General features: G+C 70.5%; 13 protein-coding genes and 4 pseudogenes. 7 read left to right on the forward strand and 10 right to left on the reverse strand.

Annotated features, from left to right (window positions below; all coding sequences use genetic code 11):
- Positions 1–3: 3 nt before the first annotated feature.
- Together ACZ561_RS13645 and ACZ561_RS13650 are read right to left on the reverse strand one after the other, a co-directional pair.
- Entirely contained in the window at positions 4–3,033 is a 3,030-nt protein-coding gene (locus tag ACZ561_RS13645) for a helix-turn-helix transcriptional regulator (RefSeq protein ID WP_470993672.1), read from the reverse strand.
- Between the two features lie 204 nt (positions 3,034–3,237).
- Positions 3,238–4,935, reverse strand: a complete 1,698-nt coding sequence (locus ACZ561_RS13650; RefSeq protein ID WP_470994436.1) for a S8 family peptidase — start codon at positions 4,933–4,935, stop codon at positions 3,238–3,240.
- Positions 4,936–6,107: 1,172 nt separating this feature from the next.
- Here ACZ561_RS13650 and ACZ561_RS13655 point away from each other — a divergent pair.
- Positions 6,108–6,275, forward strand: a complete 168-nt coding sequence (locus tag ACZ561_RS13655; protein ID WP_470993674.1) for a hypothetical protein — start codon at positions 6,108–6,110, stop codon at positions 6,273–6,275.
- A 37-nt stretch (positions 6,276–6,312) separates the two neighbouring features.
- Here the strand turns inward: ACZ561_RS13655 and ACZ561_RS13660 are convergent.
- Positions 6,313–6,852: pseudogene (locus tag ACZ561_RS13660) on the reverse strand (transposase); the annotation flags it as partial.
- A gap of 932 nt (positions 6,853–7,784) precedes the next feature.
- On the opposite strand from ACZ561_RS13660, the gene ACZ561_RS13665 reads away from it, so the two are divergent.
- Complete coding sequence (locus ACZ561_RS13665; RefSeq protein WP_470994462.1) at positions 7,785–8,435, forward strand: hypothetical protein; 651 nt, start codon at positions 7,785–7,787, stop codon at positions 8,433–8,435.
- A gap of 45 nt (positions 8,436–8,480) precedes the next feature.
- On the opposite strand, the pseudogene ACZ561_RS13670 reads toward ACZ561_RS13665, so the two are convergent.
- Positions 8,481–8,729, reverse strand: a pseudogene (locus ACZ561_RS13670) (IS481 family transposase); the annotation flags it as partial.
- A 336-nt stretch (positions 8,730–9,065) separates the two neighbouring features.
- Here ACZ561_RS13670 and ACZ561_RS13675 point away from each other — a divergent pair.
- The 3 genes from ACZ561_RS13675 to ACZ561_RS13685 all read left to right on the forward strand — a co-directional run bounded on the left by ACZ561_RS13675 (position 9,066) and on the right by ACZ561_RS13685 (position 11,307).
- Positions 9,066–9,464: a large conductance mechanosensitive channel protein MscL gene (locus ACZ561_RS13675; protein ID WP_470993677.1), complete on the forward strand. Its 399-nt coding sequence runs from the start codon at positions 9,066–9,068 to the stop codon at positions 9,462–9,464.
- 94 nt (positions 9,465–9,558) lie between these two features.
- Positions 9,559–9,903 (forward strand): hypothetical protein, encoded by a 345-nt coding sequence (locus ACZ561_RS13680; protein ID WP_470993680.1) that lies wholly within the window; start codon positions 9,559–9,561, stop codon positions 9,901–9,903.
- Positions 9,904–11,103: 1,200 nt separating this feature from the next.
- Complete coding sequence (locus ACZ561_RS13685) at positions 11,104–11,307, forward strand: cold-shock protein (protein WP_470993682.1); 204 nt, start codon at positions 11,104–11,106, stop codon at positions 11,305–11,307.
- A gap of 92 nt (positions 11,308–11,399) precedes the next feature.
- Here the strand turns inward: ACZ561_RS13685 and ACZ561_RS13690 are convergent, their stop codons facing one another.
- On the reverse strand, positions 11,400–12,047 hold the full coding sequence (locus ACZ561_RS13690) for a hypothetical protein (protein ID WP_470993684.1): 648 nt from the start codon (positions 12,045–12,047) through the stop codon (positions 11,400–11,402).
- Between the two features lie 698 nt (positions 12,048–12,745).
- Between ACZ561_RS13690 and ACZ561_RS13695 the strand changes: the two genes are divergently transcribed.
- Complete coding sequence (locus tag ACZ561_RS13695; protein ID WP_470993686.1) at positions 12,746–13,273, forward strand: DUF6232 family protein; 528 nt, start codon at positions 12,746–12,748, stop codon at positions 13,271–13,273.
- Entirely contained in the window at positions 13,270–13,641 is a 372-nt protein-coding gene (locus tag ACZ561_RS13700) for a hypothetical protein (RefSeq protein ID WP_470993688.1), read from the forward strand. Before ACZ561_RS13695 ends, ACZ561_RS13700 begins: the two co-directional genes overlap by 4 nt.
- 54 nt (positions 13,642–13,695) lie before the next feature.
- Here ACZ561_RS13700 and ACZ561_RS13705 read toward each other — a convergent pair.
- The 5 genes and pseudogenes from ACZ561_RS13705 to ACZ561_RS13725 all read right to left on the reverse strand — a co-directional run.
- A pseudogene (locus ACZ561_RS13705) lies at positions 13,696–13,875 on the reverse strand (helix-turn-helix domain-containing protein); the annotation flags it as partial.
- Between the two features lie 236 nt (positions 13,876–14,111).
- Positions 14,112–15,487 (reverse strand): annotated as a pseudogene (locus ACZ561_RS13710) (IS1380 family transposase).
- Between the two features lie 158 nt (positions 15,488–15,645).
- Positions 15,646–16,545 (reverse strand): GNAT family N-acetyltransferase, encoded by a 900-nt coding sequence (locus tag ACZ561_RS13715; protein ID WP_470993691.1) that lies wholly within the window; start codon positions 16,543–16,545, stop codon positions 15,646–15,648.
- A gap of 586 nt (positions 16,546–17,131) precedes the next feature.
- The gene (locus ACZ561_RS13720; protein WP_470993694.1) at positions 17,132–18,025 is read right to left on the reverse strand and encodes a hypothetical protein; all 894 of its coding nucleotides are present in this window, start codon (positions 18,023–18,025) and stop codon (positions 17,132–17,134) included.
- Positions 18,022–19,026: an SPFH domain-containing protein gene (locus tag ACZ561_RS13725; RefSeq protein ID WP_470993697.1), complete on the reverse strand. Its 1,005-nt coding sequence runs from the start codon at positions 19,024–19,026 to the stop codon at positions 18,022–18,024. The genes ACZ561_RS13720 and ACZ561_RS13725 overlap by 4 nt, the downstream gene beginning before the upstream one ends.
- Between the last annotated feature and the right edge of the window lie 24 nt (positions 19,027–19,050).

A 19,050-nucleotide genomic window follows, 5' to 3' on the forward strand; every position in this document is an offset into this window, starting at 1 on the left:
GCGTCAGCCGCGGAGCGCGGTCGCCAGCTGCGCCCGCGAGCGGACGTCCAGCTTCTGGTAGATCCGGGTGAGGCGCGCCTCGACCGTCTTCACGCTCAGATACAGCTTGGCCGCCGCCTCCTGGTTGCTCGCCCCCTGGCCGACCAGGTGCGCCAGCCGCAGCTCCGCGTCCGTCAGAGAGGAGAGCGCCGACGGGGCCTCCTCGGTCGCGGGCGTCTCGCTCGTCAGGGCCAGCCAGGGAGCCGCTCCGGCGCGCTCGAACACGACCGCCGCCGACTGGAGGGCGCTGTGCGCCGCCGACCGGCGACGCCGCCGCCGCTCCACCCGCGCCAGCGCGATCAGCGCCCTGCCGTGCTCCAGCGGCAGCCCGGCCTCGGCGAACCGTTCGGCGGTGCGGGCGAGCAGCTCCGCCGCCTCGTCCGTCTTCCCGCACGTCGCCAGATACTGCGCGTACGCCCGGTCGCAGCCGAGAAGTACCGTCGTACGGCCCAGCCGCTCCGCGACCGGACGCACCTCGGCCAGCAGCTCCGCCGCCTCCCGCGCCGCGTCGTTGGCGAGCAGCGCCTCGGCCAGCTCCTCGTGCCAGCGCAGCATCGACGGGTCGACGGTCGACTGGGCCCGCTCGTTGGCCTGCACCCGCCGCAGGGTCTCCAGGGCCGAGGCGACGTCCCCGTTGACCAACTGGACGCGGCCCAGCGCGTACAGGCTGCGGGAGAGGAAGACCCGGTCGCCCTCCTCCTCCGAGGCCTGGACGCTGCGCCGCGCATAGCTCGCCGCCCGCCCGAAGCTTCCGCCGGCCGTCTCCGCGAGCGCCAGCGTGTACCAGGCGGGACCGGGGGAGAGGCCCGCCTCCAGGGTCAGTGCCAGGGACTGACCGGCATGGACGAGTGCCGCCGGGCACGCCCCGATGCGCGACTCGATCGCGGCCAGCGTCGAGAACAGCTCGATGGTGTCCTCCACCGAACCACGCCGCTGCACCAGCGGAAGGAGGGCGTTCAGCTGGTCCCGGGCGTCGATCAGCCGGTCGTCGAAAAGGGCGTGACGGATCGTCAGGATCTGGGCGGCGTTGCGGATTCCGAGCGGACGCTCGGCCATCTCCAGGCCGCGGGCCTGGGCGAGCACCGACTCCGCGTCCGAGGCTCCCAGTGCCCGGTCCATCCGCGCCTGTACGGTCAGGGCCTGGGCGGCCGTCCGGGGATCGCCCATCGAGGCCGCCAGCGCGGCGGATTCGACGGCCGCGGCCCGTGAGCGCAGTGGATCCCCGTCCGCCAGCACGTACTTGACGGCCAGCCTGAGCAGCACGCCCGCCCGGAGCGCGGTGTCGCCCTCGGAGTCCTCCATCGCGTGGACGTACATCTCGTCGAGCCCGGTGAGGCCCTGGCCCGCGGTGTCGAGGACGGCGAGCCTGGCGCGTACCCGGTCGGACGGGGCCGCGTCCCGGGCCAGCAGATCGCTCGCCGCCCGCATCGCGAGGTCGGCCCGCGCGGCCCGGGCGGCCTCCTCGGCGGCGTCGACGAGCCGTCCGATCCGCTGCGCTCCGTGCTGGACCGGGGTCGACTCGGCGGCGAGCAGGGCCAGTTCGGCGGCGAGTGCGCTGTTGCCGCGGCGCCGGGCGAGATCGGCGGCGGCGGCGACCTCGGCGGCGAGGGCCTCGTCGGGGATGTCGGTGGCCAGCGCCCGGTGCCGTACCGCTTCGACGGAGTCGTCGACGACCCCGGCGAGCGCGGCGTGCCCGGCGCTGCGCTCGGCCCAGCAGGCGTCGTGGACCAGGGTGGAAGGGAGCAGCCCGGCGGTGAAGGCGACCGTGCCGTCCTCGGCGAGGGAGACCAGGTCGGCTCGCTCGGCGGCCGCGAGGTCCGCCTCCGCGTTCGGCCGTCCGGCCCGGCGTATCAGTGCCGCCGTCGGGCGCAGCGCCAGCGCGGCGAACAGCAGCGTCTCGCGGACGTCGGGCGGCGCCGTGCCGAGGAGCTGCCGGGCCAGATCGCGGGCCCGCCCGGAGAGTGTGAGCGCCTCGGCGTGGTGCACCGGGGTGCGGGCGTCGGCCAGCGAGCGGCCCACGGCGAGCGCGAGGCGAGGGTTGCCGCCGCTCGCCTTGTGGATGCGGCCCGCCATCCGGGACGGCAACCGGTGGTGGATGAGCAGCGCGGCGATCTCGTCGGCGTGTAGCGCCGGTACGAGCAGGATGTCGGCCTCCGACGGCACCCACAGGTGGGTGTCGTGCACGTCCTCGGAGCCGTACGCCTCCGGGGTCTCGACCGCGACGACCCGCAGCGCGGGCGGGGCGAGATGGAGGGCGAAGCGCAGCAGGTCGGCGCTGTCCGCGTCGATGTGCTGCACGCCGTCGACGACGAGCAGAGCGGGGCCGCGGGCGGTGAGGGCACGCAGGATCTGGGCGATGCCGAGACGCAGGGCGATCGGGTCCCAACCGCCGTCGTGTAGCGGCGCCTCGCGGCAGAGCATGGCGACGGCGGTCCGCTGAGGTCCGGGCAGTCCGTCGAAGATGCCTGAGGTGGTGACCGGGCCGACGGCCGCGCGGAGGGCTTCGGGCTCCTCGGTGGGTCCGAGGCGGTCGCCCGTGGGACCGCCGGCCGTGGGACCGGAGGCGAGCTCGGGGCGGGGGGCGGGGATCTCGCGGAGGCCCGCGACGTCGGCCGGACGGGCCGGGGTGGAGAGGCTGGTCGGGCCGGACATGCCCGTCGGGGCGGCGGGGAGCATCGTGCCGGAGGTCGCCGCACCGGGCCAGGTCACCGTCGAGGCCACCGAGGCGACGAGCGCGGCGGCCACCGCGCCCGGAATGTCACGGTCGGCCGGAAGTGTCGGCAGCCACAGGACGGTTTCGCCGCGGGCTTCCGCGCGGGCCGCCTCCGCGAGAGCCACCTCGGTCTTGCCGACGCCCGCGGGTCCGGTGAGCAGGGCGCGTCCCCGGGTATGCAGGACACGTTCGAGGCGGGAGAGCAGTTCCTCCCGGCCCACCGGAGCCGGGGGACCTCCCACGCCCGCGGGGCGCAGGGGGAGGTGCGGCGCTGTCGTCACGTGTCCACCACCCTCCGGCCCTCGGGCCCTGCCCGTGAGCCCCGTGGGGCAGAGAATACGGAGCGTACGCGCGCAGTCCAGGCCTCTTGTCCGGCATACGGACAGCCGGCCTCGGGCACCACGCCAGGACGCGCCCGTGGTGTAGACCACGAGCGCGTCGCTGACCAGCAATGATGCTGATGTGGGGGGTGGTTCAGGTGGGAACTAGAAGGTGAGGTTCCACGAGTCGATGTAGCCGGTGTCACCCGATGCCACGTCGCGGACCTGCAGCTTCCAGGTTCCGTTGGCGACCTCGCTCGACGCGTCGACCGTGTACGTGGTCAGGACGTTGTCGGCGCTGTCGGAGCCGCTGGACGCCTTCAGGTTGCGCACCGTGCCGTCGGGGGCGATCAGGTCGATGACCAGGTCCCCGCGCCAGGTGTGCTTGATGTCCACGCCGACCTTGAGGGCGGCGGGGGCGTTGCCGGTGCGGCCGGTGACGGCGATCGAGGACGACACGGTGGTGTTGTCGGAGATCGTCACGTCGGTCGCGTTGGTGAAGACGTTGCCCGCCGGCGGCGTCGTGCCGGTCACCGCGTCCACGGTCTTGGCCGTGTCGGCGATACCGGTGCCGCAGCCGCCGGTGCAGGTGCCCGGCAGCGGACGGGCGTTGGCCTTGATGGCGGACTCGATCTCGGCCGGGGTGAGGCTGCTCTTCGCCGACTTCAACAGGGCGGCGAGGCCGGCGATGTGCGGCGCGGCCATCGAAGTGCCCTGGTAGGGCTTGTAGTTCTCGGCCGACTGGGTCGTCGTACCCGAGTTCAGCGTGGAGTAGATGCCGTTCTCGGGGGTGGTGACGGTGCCGGGCGTGTCGGTCGCGCGGCGGGTCTCGCCGCCCGGCGCGGCCACGTCCACGATGGTGCCGTAGTTCGAGTAGAACGAACGGTTGCCCTCGCGGCTGGTGGACGCCACGGTGATGACGTTCGAGCAGTTCGCGGGGGTGAAGCCGGAGGTGTTGGCGTTGCTGTTGCCCGCGGCGACGACGACGGTGGTACCGCGCGAGACGGCGCCGTTGATCGCGTTCTGGTAGACGCTCGGGCAGGTGGAGCTGGCGCCGCCCAGGCTCAGGTTGATGACCTTCGCCGGGGTCGCGTTGGCGGCGACGCCCGGCACGGTGCCGCCGGACGCCCAGGTGATGGCGTCGGCGATGTCCGCGGAGGAACCGCCGCACTTGCCGAGGACGCGCACGGGCTGGATCTTCGCGTTGTACGCGATGCCCGCGATGCCCTTGGTGTTGTTGGTGACCGCGCCGATGGTGCCGGCCACGTGGGTGCCGTGCCAGGAGGAGTTGGAGGCCTTGGAGCCGAGGCCGCACTCGTTGTCGGTCGCGTTCCAGTCGCCCTCGTCCTTGGCGTCCGCGTCACGGCCGTTGCCGTCGCGGGCGTCGGCGGAGGTGGAGATGAAGTCGTAGCCGGCGACGACGTTGGTCGCCAGGTCCGAGTGGGCCGCGTAGCCGGTGTCGATCACGGCGACCGTGACACCGGAGCCGGTCGTCTTGTCCCAGGCGGGCGGAACGTTCATGCCGCCGGTGGCCTCGAAGAGGTCCCACTGCTTGGTGTAGTCCGTGTCGTTCGGGGTGACCGCCATCGCGTACGCGCGGATGTCCGGCTCCACGGAGGCGACCGAGGGGTCGGCACGGAAGGCGTCCATGACCTCGGTGACGTCCTGCTTCGTGGCGCTGTCACCCAGGTCGACCAGCGCGGCACCGCCGGCGAGGCGGCGCTCGAAGGAGAGGCTCTCGCCGGTCTCGGTGCCCTTGGCGGCCGCGTCGCTCTTGGCGGCGGCGTTCGAACCGGCCTCGGCGGTCTTGGACTTGTAGGTGACGATGACCTTCTCGACCGGGGCGCTGGGAAGCGCGGTCATCGTCTGGGAAGCCGGAGCCGGCTTCGGGGTCGCAGCGGCCGGGGCGGCGGCGAACGCCCCGGTGGAGGTGGCAGCGGCGCCGACGATCGCGGCACTCGCGACCACGACGGATATGACTCTCCGCCTGGAACTGTTCAAGGTGTTCCCTTTCAAGCACGACGTAGGTGCGGAGCAGTGGCGGCGGCGCGGGAACGGGGTGCGACGTGGGGTTGCGGTCCGCCGGTCCCTGGGCTTGGGGGGCCCGTGCGCCGCCACCGGCGCGACGGCCCGGGTCAAGGCCGTCACCGGCGGACACCACCCTCGTCCCCTCATGCACCTGACAGGCGACCTGATCACCTGCGGGGGGCGTGGTTCGGGGGATGGGATCTGCCGGTGCGGCAGACAGTAGGGAAAGGCGAGATGAACCCGATACGGGGAAAACCCTTGTCACCCCCCGAGGAGGGCGGGGGGAGGGTGAGGGGGCCGTAGGGAGACGGCAGGGGGGCGCCCTGCGGCTGGGCATCACCGCAGGGCGGACGCGGTGGGACGCGGGCGACGTCGGTGGGGGGCGATGGGCAGTTCCGCGAGGAGGCCACCGGCTTGCCGACGGAAAATGCCGCTCCCGGAATGTCGCACTGTTCGGCGGGTGAGGACGGAACGGGACCCCTTCCCGGCCGGGGAAATGGAAGGATTCCGAACAATGGCGCTCATGACACGGCGTACGCATCGCACTCGGACTCTTACGCGGTCCGCGGCCGCTGTGGCGCTCGTGCTGGCTGCTCCGCCTGCTCGTCGGGGGGGCTCCGACACCCGGGTCGAAGGAATGTGCGGTCAGCCCGCCGACTCCGATGCGGGTGAATCGTTGCGCCACGTGCTCGGTACGGACGATTTCAAAACAATCGTCATCATGTCGGAACGGCGCTTTGTGCCGGGCTCAAAGAGGACGTGCAGGAACGGCAGGAGAAGTTCGGTACATCCCCTGCCTACTTGTGCACCTTCCTCCCGGAGGACAGCGGCGAACGTGTGGTTCTCGGCTTCGCATGGGCCCCTGCCGAGGAGAGTGGGCACCCCGTGCGCAGGCCGGTTCGCTCTACGACGTGAGTGGTGTCAGGGGAGAAAGCCAAGACCTTGCCGCGGAGCTCCGGGTTCCGTGCGCTCTGGGTGGTGAGCTCAGCGAACCTTCGCGCAAAGCCGTGCTCCGCGCCGACGCCACGCTCACGGTCAATCGAGGCAAGGACGTGGACCAGGAGATGAAGGCCCGCCAGCTCACCTTCCTCTATCTGATGACGCACGAGGTCACGGAAGCCCTGGGGTGCGAGAACAGGCCACTGGTGAAGGACCCGGTAGTGAAGGCGTCCTAGCCTCGCCGTTTCAGTTGCGGCTGCTGGGTAGCCGAGACTTGTAGGTCGGGGCAGCTTGATCCTTCTCCGAGTGGCAGGTGATCAGCGTGGCGTCGAGATCCAGGACCAGCCCAGGCAGTGCACGTCCCCCGGCCCGGGCTGCGGGTATGCCCTCGCCCCGCTCAGCGGCCTGCAGCCAGGCCACCTCCCGGGCTTGGGCGCGGGCTGATCGCAGCCGGTCTAGTACCCGTTCGTCGATGGCGGCCAGCAGCCGCCAGGCCATCGGCGTGGAGGCGACCGGGCCGAACACCTCGCGCTGGTCCCGCAGAACGGCCAGTTCCGTGATCGTCTCGCCTCCGTCGGCGAGCATCACCGCGAGATCGACGGCGATCCGGCCCGGATCATGCCCGGTCTCGCGTGGCCGAAGTGGTGCCAACGCGGTGGAGTACGCGGTGGTCAGCCCGGTTGCATCGGCAAGATCCGCCAGCAACCGTGCCCCGGCGTGACCCACCACCCCTGCACCGTCAGCGGAGACATGGAGCTTGGGACGCGAACCGATACCCTGCACGCAGAAAGTGCCTTCCGTCTGGACCGACAGAACCCCTCGATAAGGTTCACCGTCCCAGCTCAGAAGGCGCTTTCGCGTTACCGCACAGACACCGGCCCCACACCAAGTCAAACGGCGAGGCTAGGCCGTCTCTTTCGGATCTTGCCGGTCAAGCCCGTGTCGTCCGGTGCTGTGCGTCGCAAGGCGGAGAGGCTTCCGCGTACTGGACGTACTCGGGAGCCTCGACAACGCTGGGGGCACCTCCCGTGCCCGAAGGGCTACGAGGGAGAGGTGCGGTGCCCGGGCGGCGCGGCTCAGGCGAGACCCGCCCCGGCTCCGCCTCCACGGCCGCCTGCTCTGGGGGCCCGGCGGCTCCCCTGCGATCACCCTTCACGACACTGAGCAAGCCGAAGTACAGCGCCGTCGAGGCCGCGACCGCCCCGGCGAGTGGCGGCGAGAACCAGAAGAGAAATCCCTGAGCTGCCGCGATTACCGCGATTCCGATCCCGGCCATCCTGCGGACGTTCCGTCCGCTCCGAAGTAGCCAGGTCCGCGTGGACCAACGCATCCGACCGCCTCTCCTTTTCAATCGACACCCAGCGGTGGAGAGGGAGGGAGCGGACTCCGGATTCCGCTCTTTCCCTCTTCCGCAGAGTGGCGCCGCGAAGAGCCGCCCGGCAAACAGCCCTGTGTACACAGCCGGCCGCACCCCCCTCTTGACCGCGCGGGGGCGGAGCGCTAGAGGACGTGAGAGATGTCCGCGCACGACGCACCCTGGGATGTGCCTTGAACGAAGACCTGGAACCCGGGCTCGGAATCCGCGAAGCGCGCCGGCTGCTGCCGACGCTGGTGAGCGAGGTGGAGGCGGACGGCAGACCGGTACGCCTCACCCGGCACGGCCGTCACGTGGCGTCCTCGTCGGCGCCGAGGACGCCGCCCGGCTGGCGCTGGCAGCGGTCCCTCCGCTGGAGGTGCCCGGCGATGTGGTCACGGCCACCAGGATCATCGAGGGGCTGCTGCCCGGTGGGGACGCGCTGCTGCCGGACCGTTCCTCGGTCATGGCGATGGACCGGCGGCGGATCGCCGGTGGGCTCGCCACTCTGCTGAGGTCCCTGTTCACCGTGATCCGCATGAAGTACCCCTTCGGGAGGGTCACCTTCGAAGAGGAGGACGGCCAGAGCGAATACCCCCTCTCGATGTCGGTCGCCGACATGCTGCTGCACAGGGTGCTCAACCAGGCCGTGGCCGGGGCACTGGTGGCGGACGAGGAGGGGGAAGGAGGCACCCTCTTCCGTGACGAGGCTTTCGACGGATCGGCGATCGCCCTCGTCGCGGGCGTCCTGTGGGCGGCACAGATCGGTGCCAATCCGGTCGCGTGGCGCAATGCGCTCACAGTCCCTGTCAACCAGCGGGAACTGGAGGCGTGGATTTCCGCGACGTACGAGGCCGCTGAATTCGTGCGGTCGCTCATCGATGGGACCCCCATGGGTGATGAAGCCTCCTCCGAGGGGCTCTTCTGGGTTCTGGAGGCGATCTACGAGCCCGAGAGCCTGGTGGAGTCCGTCGAGCGGGAGCGCGAGAGGAAGAAGAGGGACCGGGACCCGGAGCGGGACCAGGACCAGGAGCGGGAGTAATCCGATCGCCCGGGGTGCGGCGGGGTGCTGGGGTGGGGGCGAATGAGTGTAGGGCCCGATGGAGGCCCATTCCTTGAGCAGGGTGCGGTGGAAGCGCTCGGCCGTTGGTCTGCGGATGCCAGGACCTGGTCCATCGTGGGCTGATGCTCAGGTCTCGGCAGGCATCACGCCAGGTGTTCTTGCTGTAGGCCCAGCCGTTGTCGGTCAGACGCGTTCGACGGTGATGCCCAGGGACGCGAACCGGGCGGTGGCCCGCCGCAGGAGGGCGGCGCACGTCGGGGCGGTTTCGTTGGGGCCGCAGGACATGATTGGCGTGCTTCCGCCGTGGGACTGGCGTTCCTCGCGGTCGTCCCGGCCATCCTGCGCCAGAAGGCCAACAGTGCCCGCGGTTTGCGCGCCTGCTGGGCGAGGACGCCCCGGCCGGCGCGGGGCAACGGCGGGTGCGCCCTGTCGCGGTAATGCGTACATCTCCTTTGTGCGTGGCGTGCCCGCATTCGCAGCGGCCCCACTGCCGCCATCCGTGCGGTCTTTCCCGCAGCGGCTCCCCCCCCCGCTGCCTCACAGCTCGCGCTCAGCGTGCTGAGCTGAGCCGATGCGCCATGCGCCGGGCGTCAGGAAAGGGAGCGGACCGTGCTCAAAGGCTTCAAGAACTTCCTCATGCGTGGTGACATCATCACCATCGCCGTCGGACTGGTCATCGCGCTGGCCTTCTCGACGCTGATCAAAGCGTTCACCGACTATGTGATCAACCCGGTCGTCGCCCGGCTTCAGGGCGGCAAGCCCGCCGGGCTCGGGTGGCAGCTCGGCGAGGAGGGGAACGAAGCGACCTACCTCGACCTGGGCCAGTTCATCTCGGCCCTGATCTACTTCATCATCTTCATGGCGGTCATCTACTTCTGTGTCGTGGTGCCGTACAAGCACCACCAGGCCCGCCGCGGCGTCACCGCTTTCGGGGAGCCCGGTCCGGTCAAGTCCATCCGCTGTCGGCCGCATCCGTCGGGTCATCTCACTTGTGACGAGATGGCGTAGGGGTCATCCGGGTGGATGTCGGGCTGGTGTCGCAACTGTCTTCAGTCACCGTGCCGTCGTCCTTGGCAGTTGCACGACGACTGAGGAGGTACTCATGACTGGGCTTCAAGCGCTTGCCACGGCTCCGGGCGCGCTGGTGGATCTCGACCCGTACCGCTTCCCTGGCGCGTTCGTCGACGACAATTACGAGGAGACGTCGAGGGCCAGCGGTTCCCTGGGGTTCGTCGACTACCCGCTGCCGGCGCCTGAGCCTTCGGGTCGTCTGTCCGTTCGCCTGGAGCCGGCCGACCGCCGCCGGCTGGAGCTGCATGCCGCTCTAACCGCGGCAGGTATCGCGCCCCTGCCGGGCGACCTCGACGCCATCGAGGCCCTGTGCACGCTGGACGACACCACCCATATCGCGCTCCGGCGGTGGCTCAGCAGGTTTGACAACCTCTGACACATCACAAGAATCGGCCGGTTGAATCCGCCACGTTCCGCCTCCCTGTCCGTGCCGCTCCTGGTCCGGGATAGTCGTCCACTTCGTGGGCTGATCCCGGGAACGAGGTAGCAGATGAATCCCTCTTTGTGGTCGGCTCGGTGGCTGGCCTCTGCCTGTGATGACCCATCCGCGTGTCTGCGTGAGTGGCGACTGAGCGAACGGGGTGTGGTGCTCTTGCCGGCGGGGCGGCTCTGGGACGCCCTGGCAGTTCCGGAGACGCTGGGGCACAGCCTGCTGAACGCCTACGCCCGCCGCGGGCACCCCACGACCGGCCCAGTGCTCCGCAACAGCAGGCGTCAGGAACTCGTGCTCCTGATGACTCCAGGCAGCCCCGCAGCGAGGCTGGAGCGAGCCGCTCGGTATCTGACGACCGGGACCTGGCTGGCCGTGCCCGACCCCGGCCGGACGGTGACCGGGCTTTCCTGGCTCGTCCCGCCCGACGGAAGGGGAACTCTCTTTGCCCCAAGGGATGTGTATCCCGCACTCACCACACGACGATCAGCGAAATGAAGAAAGGCGCGAGGGAATGGCGCGACCGCACCTTTTCCAGGCTCCCAAGGTTTTCCCACTTACGGTCTTCCTGGACTCGGCTGAGGGCTGCTCGGCTCGGATGCTTTTCCGCGCTGCTGCATCGCCTGATCTGGGGAGCCCGCCACGATGTCTATCGATTGAGGGGCAGGTTACCTGAGGCTCAGAACCAGAAGAGCCCTGAGTGTGATCGATGAGGCGGGGAGAGACGTGGGCGGGTTGACGGCCCCGATAAGCCCCGGTGTCGGGTCCGTCGTCAGGTGTCTGATCTCGCCAGTGGGGGTGGTTTGGGACGAAGCCCTTGCCGCACACCGGGCATCGTTGGTGGGCACCGCGCGCTCCTTGGTCGTTAACCCGCCTCGCGGGCGCGGCCCCAGCCCCTCCAACTGCTTGTTCGGCGGTCGTCCATTCCCCTCCGGATCACGACTGTGTCTGGTGGGGATGGCCTGCTGGCCGGAGTGCTGGCGTCGTTCGAGGGCCGGGCCGAGGAACTCGGGGACGTCGAGGGTGCGACATGTTAGGCCCGACCCGCGTTTCTCCTTCTGTGTGCCCGGGTGGGCGGCGATGATCGAGCCTGATGCTGTGTGGCACGGTGCTGGGCCGCCTGATCATTGGCGAGGGAGATTCGATATGGCCACCGGCACGGTGAAGTGGTTCAACGCGGAGAAGGGCTTCGGGTTCATCGAGCAGGACGGCAGTGGCCCGGACGTGTTCGTCCACTACTCGGCCATCGCCGGCACTGGGTTCCGGGAGCTGCATGAGGCTCAGAAGGTCCGCTTCGAGATCACGCAGGGGCCCAAGGGGCCGCAGGCCGAGAACGTTACTCCAGCCTGAGCATCACACCGCAGAGCCGGCCGGTCAGGCAGTCCTCGACAGGAACAACCCACGGGGAGCGCGTGATCGCGGATCGGTACGACAGCGGTTTGTTAGGAGTTGGTCGAGCTGGCTGTGGTCTGGCAGCTCTCTCCAGCGAGGGAGGTCATCGCGTCGTCGAGTCGCGTGTGCCAGGGCTGGCTGGCCATACCCATGGAGTTGACCTGGCTGACGGGGTCTCCCTCCTTCAGCTCCCGGCTGTACCGCTGCATGTCCTGTTCCATCCGGGTGAGCCAGTCGTCTTGGGCCTTCTTCGCCGCAGCGTGCTGTTCCGCAAGCTCGGCGGGCACTTTCTGCGAGTTGAGGAACGCAATGGACTGTCGGGCGCTATCGATGTTCGCCCGTGCGTAGAAGAGGAACCTCTCCTTGTGGATGGCCATGGCCTCCAAGGGGTCGGTCGACCCAGCATCCACCTTGAGGTAGATCGCGTCATTGTGCTGCTCCGAGAGCACCCTGTTCACTTGCTTGCAGGTGCCGACGACCTGTTTGCGGTAGTCAGCCACCTCGTCTGGAGCGATCAGGAGGTAGCCGGTCGCAAGGAGCGCGACAGCGAGGATGGCGGCTGCCAGTAACATGACGCGCCTGGGCTGCCTGAAGAAGCTCATCTGCTGCGCGACCGGCGCGAAGCGGTCTCCCTGGTGGTGGTCGGCGAAGTAGACGCCACCCGCTCTGCTGGTGAACGCTGGCACCGCGGTCGGCATGCGATTGCAGATGGGTGCGTGCCCCGCCCGTGTCGCGGGCCGACTGCTCACGGACCAGGTCCTGTAGCACCCCCCTCAGCTCGGGCGAGGCGGCGATCAGCGGCTCGAGCCGGCCCTGCAGGAGCCCGACGACCGCGCTGCTGCCCGCCGGATGCCCGGCGACCTCCGACGCTGTCCTGTCGAGCGTGTCCACGGCCTGCTCCGCCCCATCGGGATCGTCCCGACGCAAGCGCTGGACCAGGCTTTCCCGCATGGTGCTCCACGCGTCAGTCGTCATGGCCTGGACGAGTGCCTGGGCGGCGAGTAGGGCAAGGCTTGGTTCCACGATTCCCCCACCGTTGGATGCTGCGAACTGACGCTGTAGGTAAGGGCCATCCTGCTGGCACGCATCGCGTCGTGGCTAGGCATCGCGCATCGTCACCCGAACGAGGAGGTGGGTCGGCAGCCTGCCTGCAGCCCCACCGAACTCACAGCCTTCCTGCCATCAGAACGAACAATCGAAACGGTCCGTCGAGCGAACCGACGGACGTGCACGAAAGATCCGAGGCTCGTGTCCTGCGCCAGTAGCTGATCGTTGTAAGCAACGTGCCGCCTCCGCGTGAACTCCTGTACCGGATAGCCGATTTCGGTTGCCGACCAGGGAGTTCGCGAGGATGCTTCGTGCTATGTCGGGGTGGGTCGGGTGCAGGGGGATCCGTATGGCCAGACGCAAGGTCACCGTCGTCGAGCTCAGCAAGCGGGTGCTCTGGGTCGGCGCAGAGGCGTATCCCCTCAACAACATCGCCCGGGCGACCACGGTCAGGATCCGACCCGAGCGCGCGAAGGCGGCGGGCCGCTTCCTGAAGTCCGTCGTGGTGCTGGCGGTGGTGGTGGCGGGCGCGGTCTTTGCCCTCCAGGAGGTGGAGCTGTCCGGCTCGGACCGGGAGGAGTACGAGCACGGGGTGCTGCTCGCGGCGTACGTCCTGCTCGGGATCTTCCTGCTCCAGCTACTGAGCGTGCTGCTGGCCAGGACCTACTACGCTCTGGTCATCGAGACGGCCGGCCCGCCCCGGACCGCGCTGGTCACCACCGACCAGGCGCTGGTGCAGAGCCTCGTCAGGCAAATCATGGCGGCGATCGACAACCCCCAGGCGTACTTCAAGCAGAACGTCACCAACTACTACGGCCAGGTCGGCGACAACTTCAAGGTGTTCGGCAGGGGCAACACGGGGAAGGTGGGCAATTGACCGGCGACGGATACGACCACGAGCGCGAACGCGGCACGGCCAACTACTACGGCCAGGTCGGCGACAACTTCCAGGTTTACGGCACCAACAACACCGGCAAGATCGGGCAGCAGTACAACGCCCCACAGGACCCGCAAGCGGCGCTCCAGGAGCTGGTCAACCTGGTGCTGGCGCTGCGCGGGCGTGTCCCGGAGGGAGACCGCGAGGTGCTTGACGCCTCGCTGGAGACCCTCACCGAGGACGCCCCGGAACGCAGCGCCTTCCGGCGAGCGCTCGGCGGCATCTCCGGCGTGGCCGCACTCGTCGGCGAGGTCGGCGCGCCGGTCGCGCAGGCCGTGACGCGGGTGATGCAGCTCTTCGGGGTGTGACGGGCGGCGGGGTACGGCGGACCGTACGACAGGAGTTCCTCAAGCGTCGTGACCCTGGCCGCGCTCGCGCCAGGCCCGGCGCCACCGCTCTACCGACCGCTCGCTCACCCGCAGCGCGGCAGCGACCTCTCGGTTCTTCTCCCCGGCCTCGAAGCGGACGACAGCCTGCAACCGGATCCGCTCCCGCGCGGCCCTCTCGGCGTCGGTCAGCCCACCACCCTGCGTGTATCTCACGACCCAGGACCTACCGGAGCAGCCAGACTGCTGTCAGGCGAACTGTCCCGACATCACTCAATCAAGTTCAGTAGCCTCGATCTTTCGTGACGGTCCGTCGGTTTCTTTCGGCGGGCCGTTTCGGTTGTTCGGGCTGCTGGTGGTCAGGCTGATGACCCGGCTGTCGCGTCGGGTGGGCGCCGGGTTCCACGGCTCCGGTCGGGGTGGTGCTGCTCGCAGGGACGGGAACGTGCTGGTCAGCCGGGGTTCGGGAGGGCGTCGAGCCGCTGGATCGCGCTGGTGATCACATCCGTCCAGGGCCAGTGGCGGGTGAATCTCAGGTGCTGGCGGCGGCTGGTGGTGACGAGCTGGGCGGCGGCGGAGAATAGCCGCAGTCGCAGGCGGCGGGGTTCCCAAAGCCTCGGCTTGCCGGTCAGGGCGAGCATGGGCATCCATGCGAGGAGGTCGAGTGCGAGCTGGACGATCTCCAGCCAGATCTGGTTCTGCGCGGTGTCGTGCATGGGCAGGTTGCGCAGGCCGGTGGCGCGGGCGGCTCGGATGCGGTCCTCGGCTCGGGCTCGCCGGCGGTGCCGCAGTTCGAGTGCGGCGATCGGGACGCCGGTGGTGTTGGTGGCGAACGCGGTGAGCCGGGGGCCGTCGGCGTCGGTGATCCGCAACTGGGCGCCTGGGTGCGGGCGTTCCTTGCGGACGATCAGCCGCATTCCCTGCGGCCAGCCGGCCAGGACATCACCGTCGAGCTCGGCGACCCAGGCGCCGTCGCGGATCTCGCCGCCCGGCTCGACGGCCACCGTCCACGCGGTGGGCGGGACTCTGCGAATGGCCTCGTGGATGGCGTCGGTGATGGTCATGCCGACCGAGTACGACAGCCACCTGCCGCGCTGGGCGAGCCAGGCGACGAACTCGTGGGTTCCGCCTCCGGAGTCGGTACGGATCAGCGTCTGGCGTCGCGCCGGTACTTCTTCGGCAGCTGGGCCAGCGCGAGCTGGGCCGTGGTGATGTGGTCGGCGGCGGTGTTGCTGCCTGCATTGCCGGGCCTGAGCAGGCCGGCCACCGGCTCTCCGCTGCCACCGCTTCTGTGATCGACGAACCCGATCAGGGGATGGTGTCCGAAGGTCTTCTTCCAGGTCGCGGTGGCGTCCTGCTTCTCGGAGTGGGACAGCACGAGCACCCCATCCAGGTCCACGATCACCTGCCTCGCGGCGTCCGGGGCCGCGTTCTTGGCCATGTTCCAGACGCGCTCACGCGCTTCGGCCCACGCGGCCCGTATCGCGGACAGGGCCTTCGGCCCGGCCGCAGCGAGGGTGTCGATGAGGCGGGAGACCGTCGGGTCGGAGGCCACCGGGCCGAACACGGCCGGCTCGGCCCGCAGCGTCGCGACATCCGCGAGGCAGTCCCCGCCCAGCGCGACCGCCAGGGCCACGTCCAGCAGGGTCTTCCCCGGATCGTGCACCGGCCTCGGGCGTCGCCACGGCATCAGGGCCGCCGACATCGCCCGGTCCAGCCCGGCCTTGCGGATGGTCTCATCCAGCAGCACGGCCCCGGCCTGCGACACCACTCCATGACCGCCGCCCTCGATGCGGACGCGTGGGTATGACCCGATACGCTTCTTCACCTGAGAAGTGCCTCCGGCGATGGCAGGAACAAGGACCTCGACAATCCGCATTCTTGCTGGGCAGAGGCACTTTTCGCTTACCTGACCACCCGTCGGACAGCCCACTTCATGAAAGCGCGAGGCTAGAGCGGGTCCGGCGGATCAGGGTCGGACACGCCCTAGCCCAGTTCGAGGGTCGTCACGCCGAAGACGCGTTCCCGTGCCACCGGGCGGACCGCGCCCGTGTACATGCGTGCCGTCTCGAAGGTGGGCTCGAGACCCCGCTCCTCGGCGAGCCGGGCGGCGATGGGGTTGGCCTCGGGGATGTCGATCGCGATGCGTGGTGAACCGAAGGCCCGTGCCTCTGCGGACAGCTCGTCCAGCAGGGCGGCCGCGTCCTCGGGAGTGTCCGCGAACAGGGGTCCGATGCGCGCCTCTTCCTGGGCAGGCCGCACCACTCCGTACCCGGTGAGGCGCCCGTCGGTGACCCGGGCGAGCGCGCGGTGGCCCGGAGTGGTGAGCCACGTCGTGAGGAAGCGCGGGCGGTCGGCGGGGTGGCAGGCGCTGTCGTACGCGGCGAGGGCGGCCGGGTCGACCTGCGCGGCGGGGACCACGTCCGGCGCCGGGGCGCCGGTCGCGACGGGCTCGCCAACGACGGGGCCGCCGGGCGCGATGGGTTCGCCGACGTACCGGGCCGTGCGGTACGCGAGGGAGAAGCCTGAGCGGCGGTACTTGTCCTGCTGGTCCGGCACCCCGTCGAGGCCGACCGTCCGCTCGCCGGCGTGCGCGAGAGCGGCGCGCCAGGTCGCCAGCCCGTGACCGAAACCGCGCCGGTCGGGACGGACGAGGTAGAAGCCCAGGAAGGCGTATCGGTCGCTGTAGTTGACGACCGAGATGGCGGAGACGGGCTCACCGTCGATCCGGCCGAGAAAGAACCCCTCCGGGTCCTGCGCGAAGAACGCCGGGGCGTCGGACGCCCCCGGGTTCCATCCCTCCTCCGCCGCCCAGGTGCGTACGAGCTCCCAGTCCTGCAGGGTGGCCGGGGCGATGTGGAGGGTGTCGGGGGTGGGGGAGGGCATGCGTGTTCCTTCGACTGCCGGTGGAGCACGGGGCGGTGGGGGCGAACCGGACGAAGCGGCCCGATCCTAGCGAGCACGGCGGCGCCGGAGATCATTCGCCGACCATTTCCCGCCACGAGGCGGGGCGGGACGCCGTGCTGACGGCGCGCCAAGCCGACGGCGCGCGCTGCCCGGGCGCACACGTGCTGCCAGGCCGACGGTGCGCGCGGCCCGGTCGTACGGGTGCTGCCCGCGCCAAGCCGACGGCGGGCGCGGCCTGGTCGTACGGGTGCTGCCCGCGCCAAGCCGACGGCGGGCGCTGCCTGGTCGTACGCGTGCTGCCCGCGCCAAGCCGACGGCGGGCGCTGCCTGGTCGTCCGCGTTCTGCCAGGTCGACGGCGGGCGCTGCCTGGTCGTCCGCACGCTGCCACGTGACGCCGACGGCGTCGCGCTGTCCAGCGCTGCCAGGCCGTCCCGCGCTGTCACGTCTTGCTGTGCCCTGGGCTGTCACGTCGACGGCGCGCGCCGTCACACCACGTCTGGCAGCTGCTGCGCGCTGCCGCGCCAGTCCACTCCGCTTCCCGCCGCCGCGCTGGTCGCCCCCTCCTCACCCCACCAGCCGCAGCGCGGTCCTCGCCACCCCCACCCGTACCGTCTGGCCCCACGTCAGTTCCAGCGCGTCCGACTCCATACCGTCGCCGAACGCGACGAGGCGGTCCGACTCCACCGTCAGGCGGAGCGACTGCCCGGCGCTCAACTCCCCCTCCACCCGCGTCGTGCCCGTCGTCGGGGACGGCCAGGCTTCGCGGACGAACCAGGCCAGGCGCGGGTCCGTGGGGACCGGCAGAGGCAGGGGGCTGGAGCTCTGCTGCCAGAGGGAGCGGAGCCAGCCCGTCGCGCCCGTACCCGTACCGACCAGGACGCCCGAGGAGGCCTGCTGTTCGGTCGCCGGTTCCGGGTCCTCCACGGTGAGCGTGTACCGGGCCGTCTGATGGCCGGGAGGGCCGAGATAGATCTCGTTGAGGGCGAGGAGCCGCTGTGCGTCGTCGGTGACCGCCTCCACCATCGTCAGCTCGTCCGCCCCCGTCCGATCCACCGCCGCCAGCAACGCCCGCGCATCCGCCGCCCGGTGCCGTACCAGGACCCCCGCGTTCCGTCCCGGATCGGTGTCGATCCCGATGACGGGCTGCCCGTCCAGATACTTCGCCACGTTGGCCACCAGACCGTCCTGCCCGACCACGACGACCACGTCCTCGGGGCCGAACAGGAAGCGGTCCAGATCCACCCGCTCCACCCGGGCCTGTCGCCACTGCAGCGGCACCGCCGCCGCCACCTCCGCCAGCGCCCTCCGGTTCCGCTCGTGCCGCTCCCGTACGTCCTCGATGCCCCGGCCCCGGCTGGAGAGGAAGAACGCGGCCTGCCCATGCGTACCGTGGCGGGCGAGGAGCGCCTCGTACTCCGTCGTGCGGTGCACGAGCACCGCGCGCGGCGCCAGGCTCACGACGAGGTCCCGCCGCCGAGCTTCGCCAGGAGTCCGGTCAGCACGTCGGGCGAGAGCGTCAGCTGCTCGATCCGGGGCAGGTTCTCCGCCGCCCGGGTGACCGCCAGCGCGTGCAGCGTCGCCGCGTCGACCTCCCCGTGCACCCGCAGCCAGGCCGCCTGCGCCGCCGCCCGTGCCTCGCCGACCTCGCGCGCCGCCTCTGCCTCTGCGCGTGCGAGCCGGACCTTCCGCGACGCCTCCGCCTCCGCCCGTACGGAGTCCGCGGCGGCGCTCTCCTCGGCCTCGCGGCGAGCGTTGGTGCCGCGCTGGTCGACGAGCCGCTCCTCCTGCCGGACGAGTTCGATCTTGCTGGCGAGTTCGTTCTCGGCGATGGTCCGCTCGCGTTCGACGGCCACGGCCCGTCGCTCGTAGGTGGCCCGGTCGGCCTCCTGCTGGATCTGCTCACGCGCCGGTGTACGCAATGCCCGTTCCACCTCCGGCTCCGGACGGATCGCCACCACCCGTACCGCCACCACCTCGATCCCGGTGGCCGGCAGCCGTGGCTCGGCCGCGAGCCCGTCCGCGATCCGGTCCCGTACGGCTGCCACACCGTCGACGAGGGCCGCGCCGAGCGGGGTGCGGGCCAGGACGTCGAGAGCGTGCTGCTGCGCCGTCTCGGTCAGGAGCGTCGCGATCTGCTCCAGCGGTGCGCCGCGCCACGCGCCCGTGTCCGGATCGATGGAGAAGTCGAGCCGGGTGGCGGCGGCTTCCGGTTCGCCGATCCGGTACGTGACGGTGGACTGCACGCTCACGTCCTGGAAGTCGGCGGTCCTGGCGTGGAACGCCATCGCCAACTCCCGGTCGTTCACCGGCACTTCGGAGAGCGCGGCGGACAGGGAGCGGTACCAGAAGCTGAGCCCCGTCCCGTCGTGGACGAGGCGTCCGCGCCGGTGGTGGCGGATGTGCGCGGTGGGCGCGGACCGCAGGTGGCGCCAGCCGGCGCGGCGGGTGATGTCGGCCATGGAAACTCCCCCTTGTCGTCATGA

It is taken from the genome of Streptomyces sp. NPDC039609 (genome assembly GCF_055596705.1).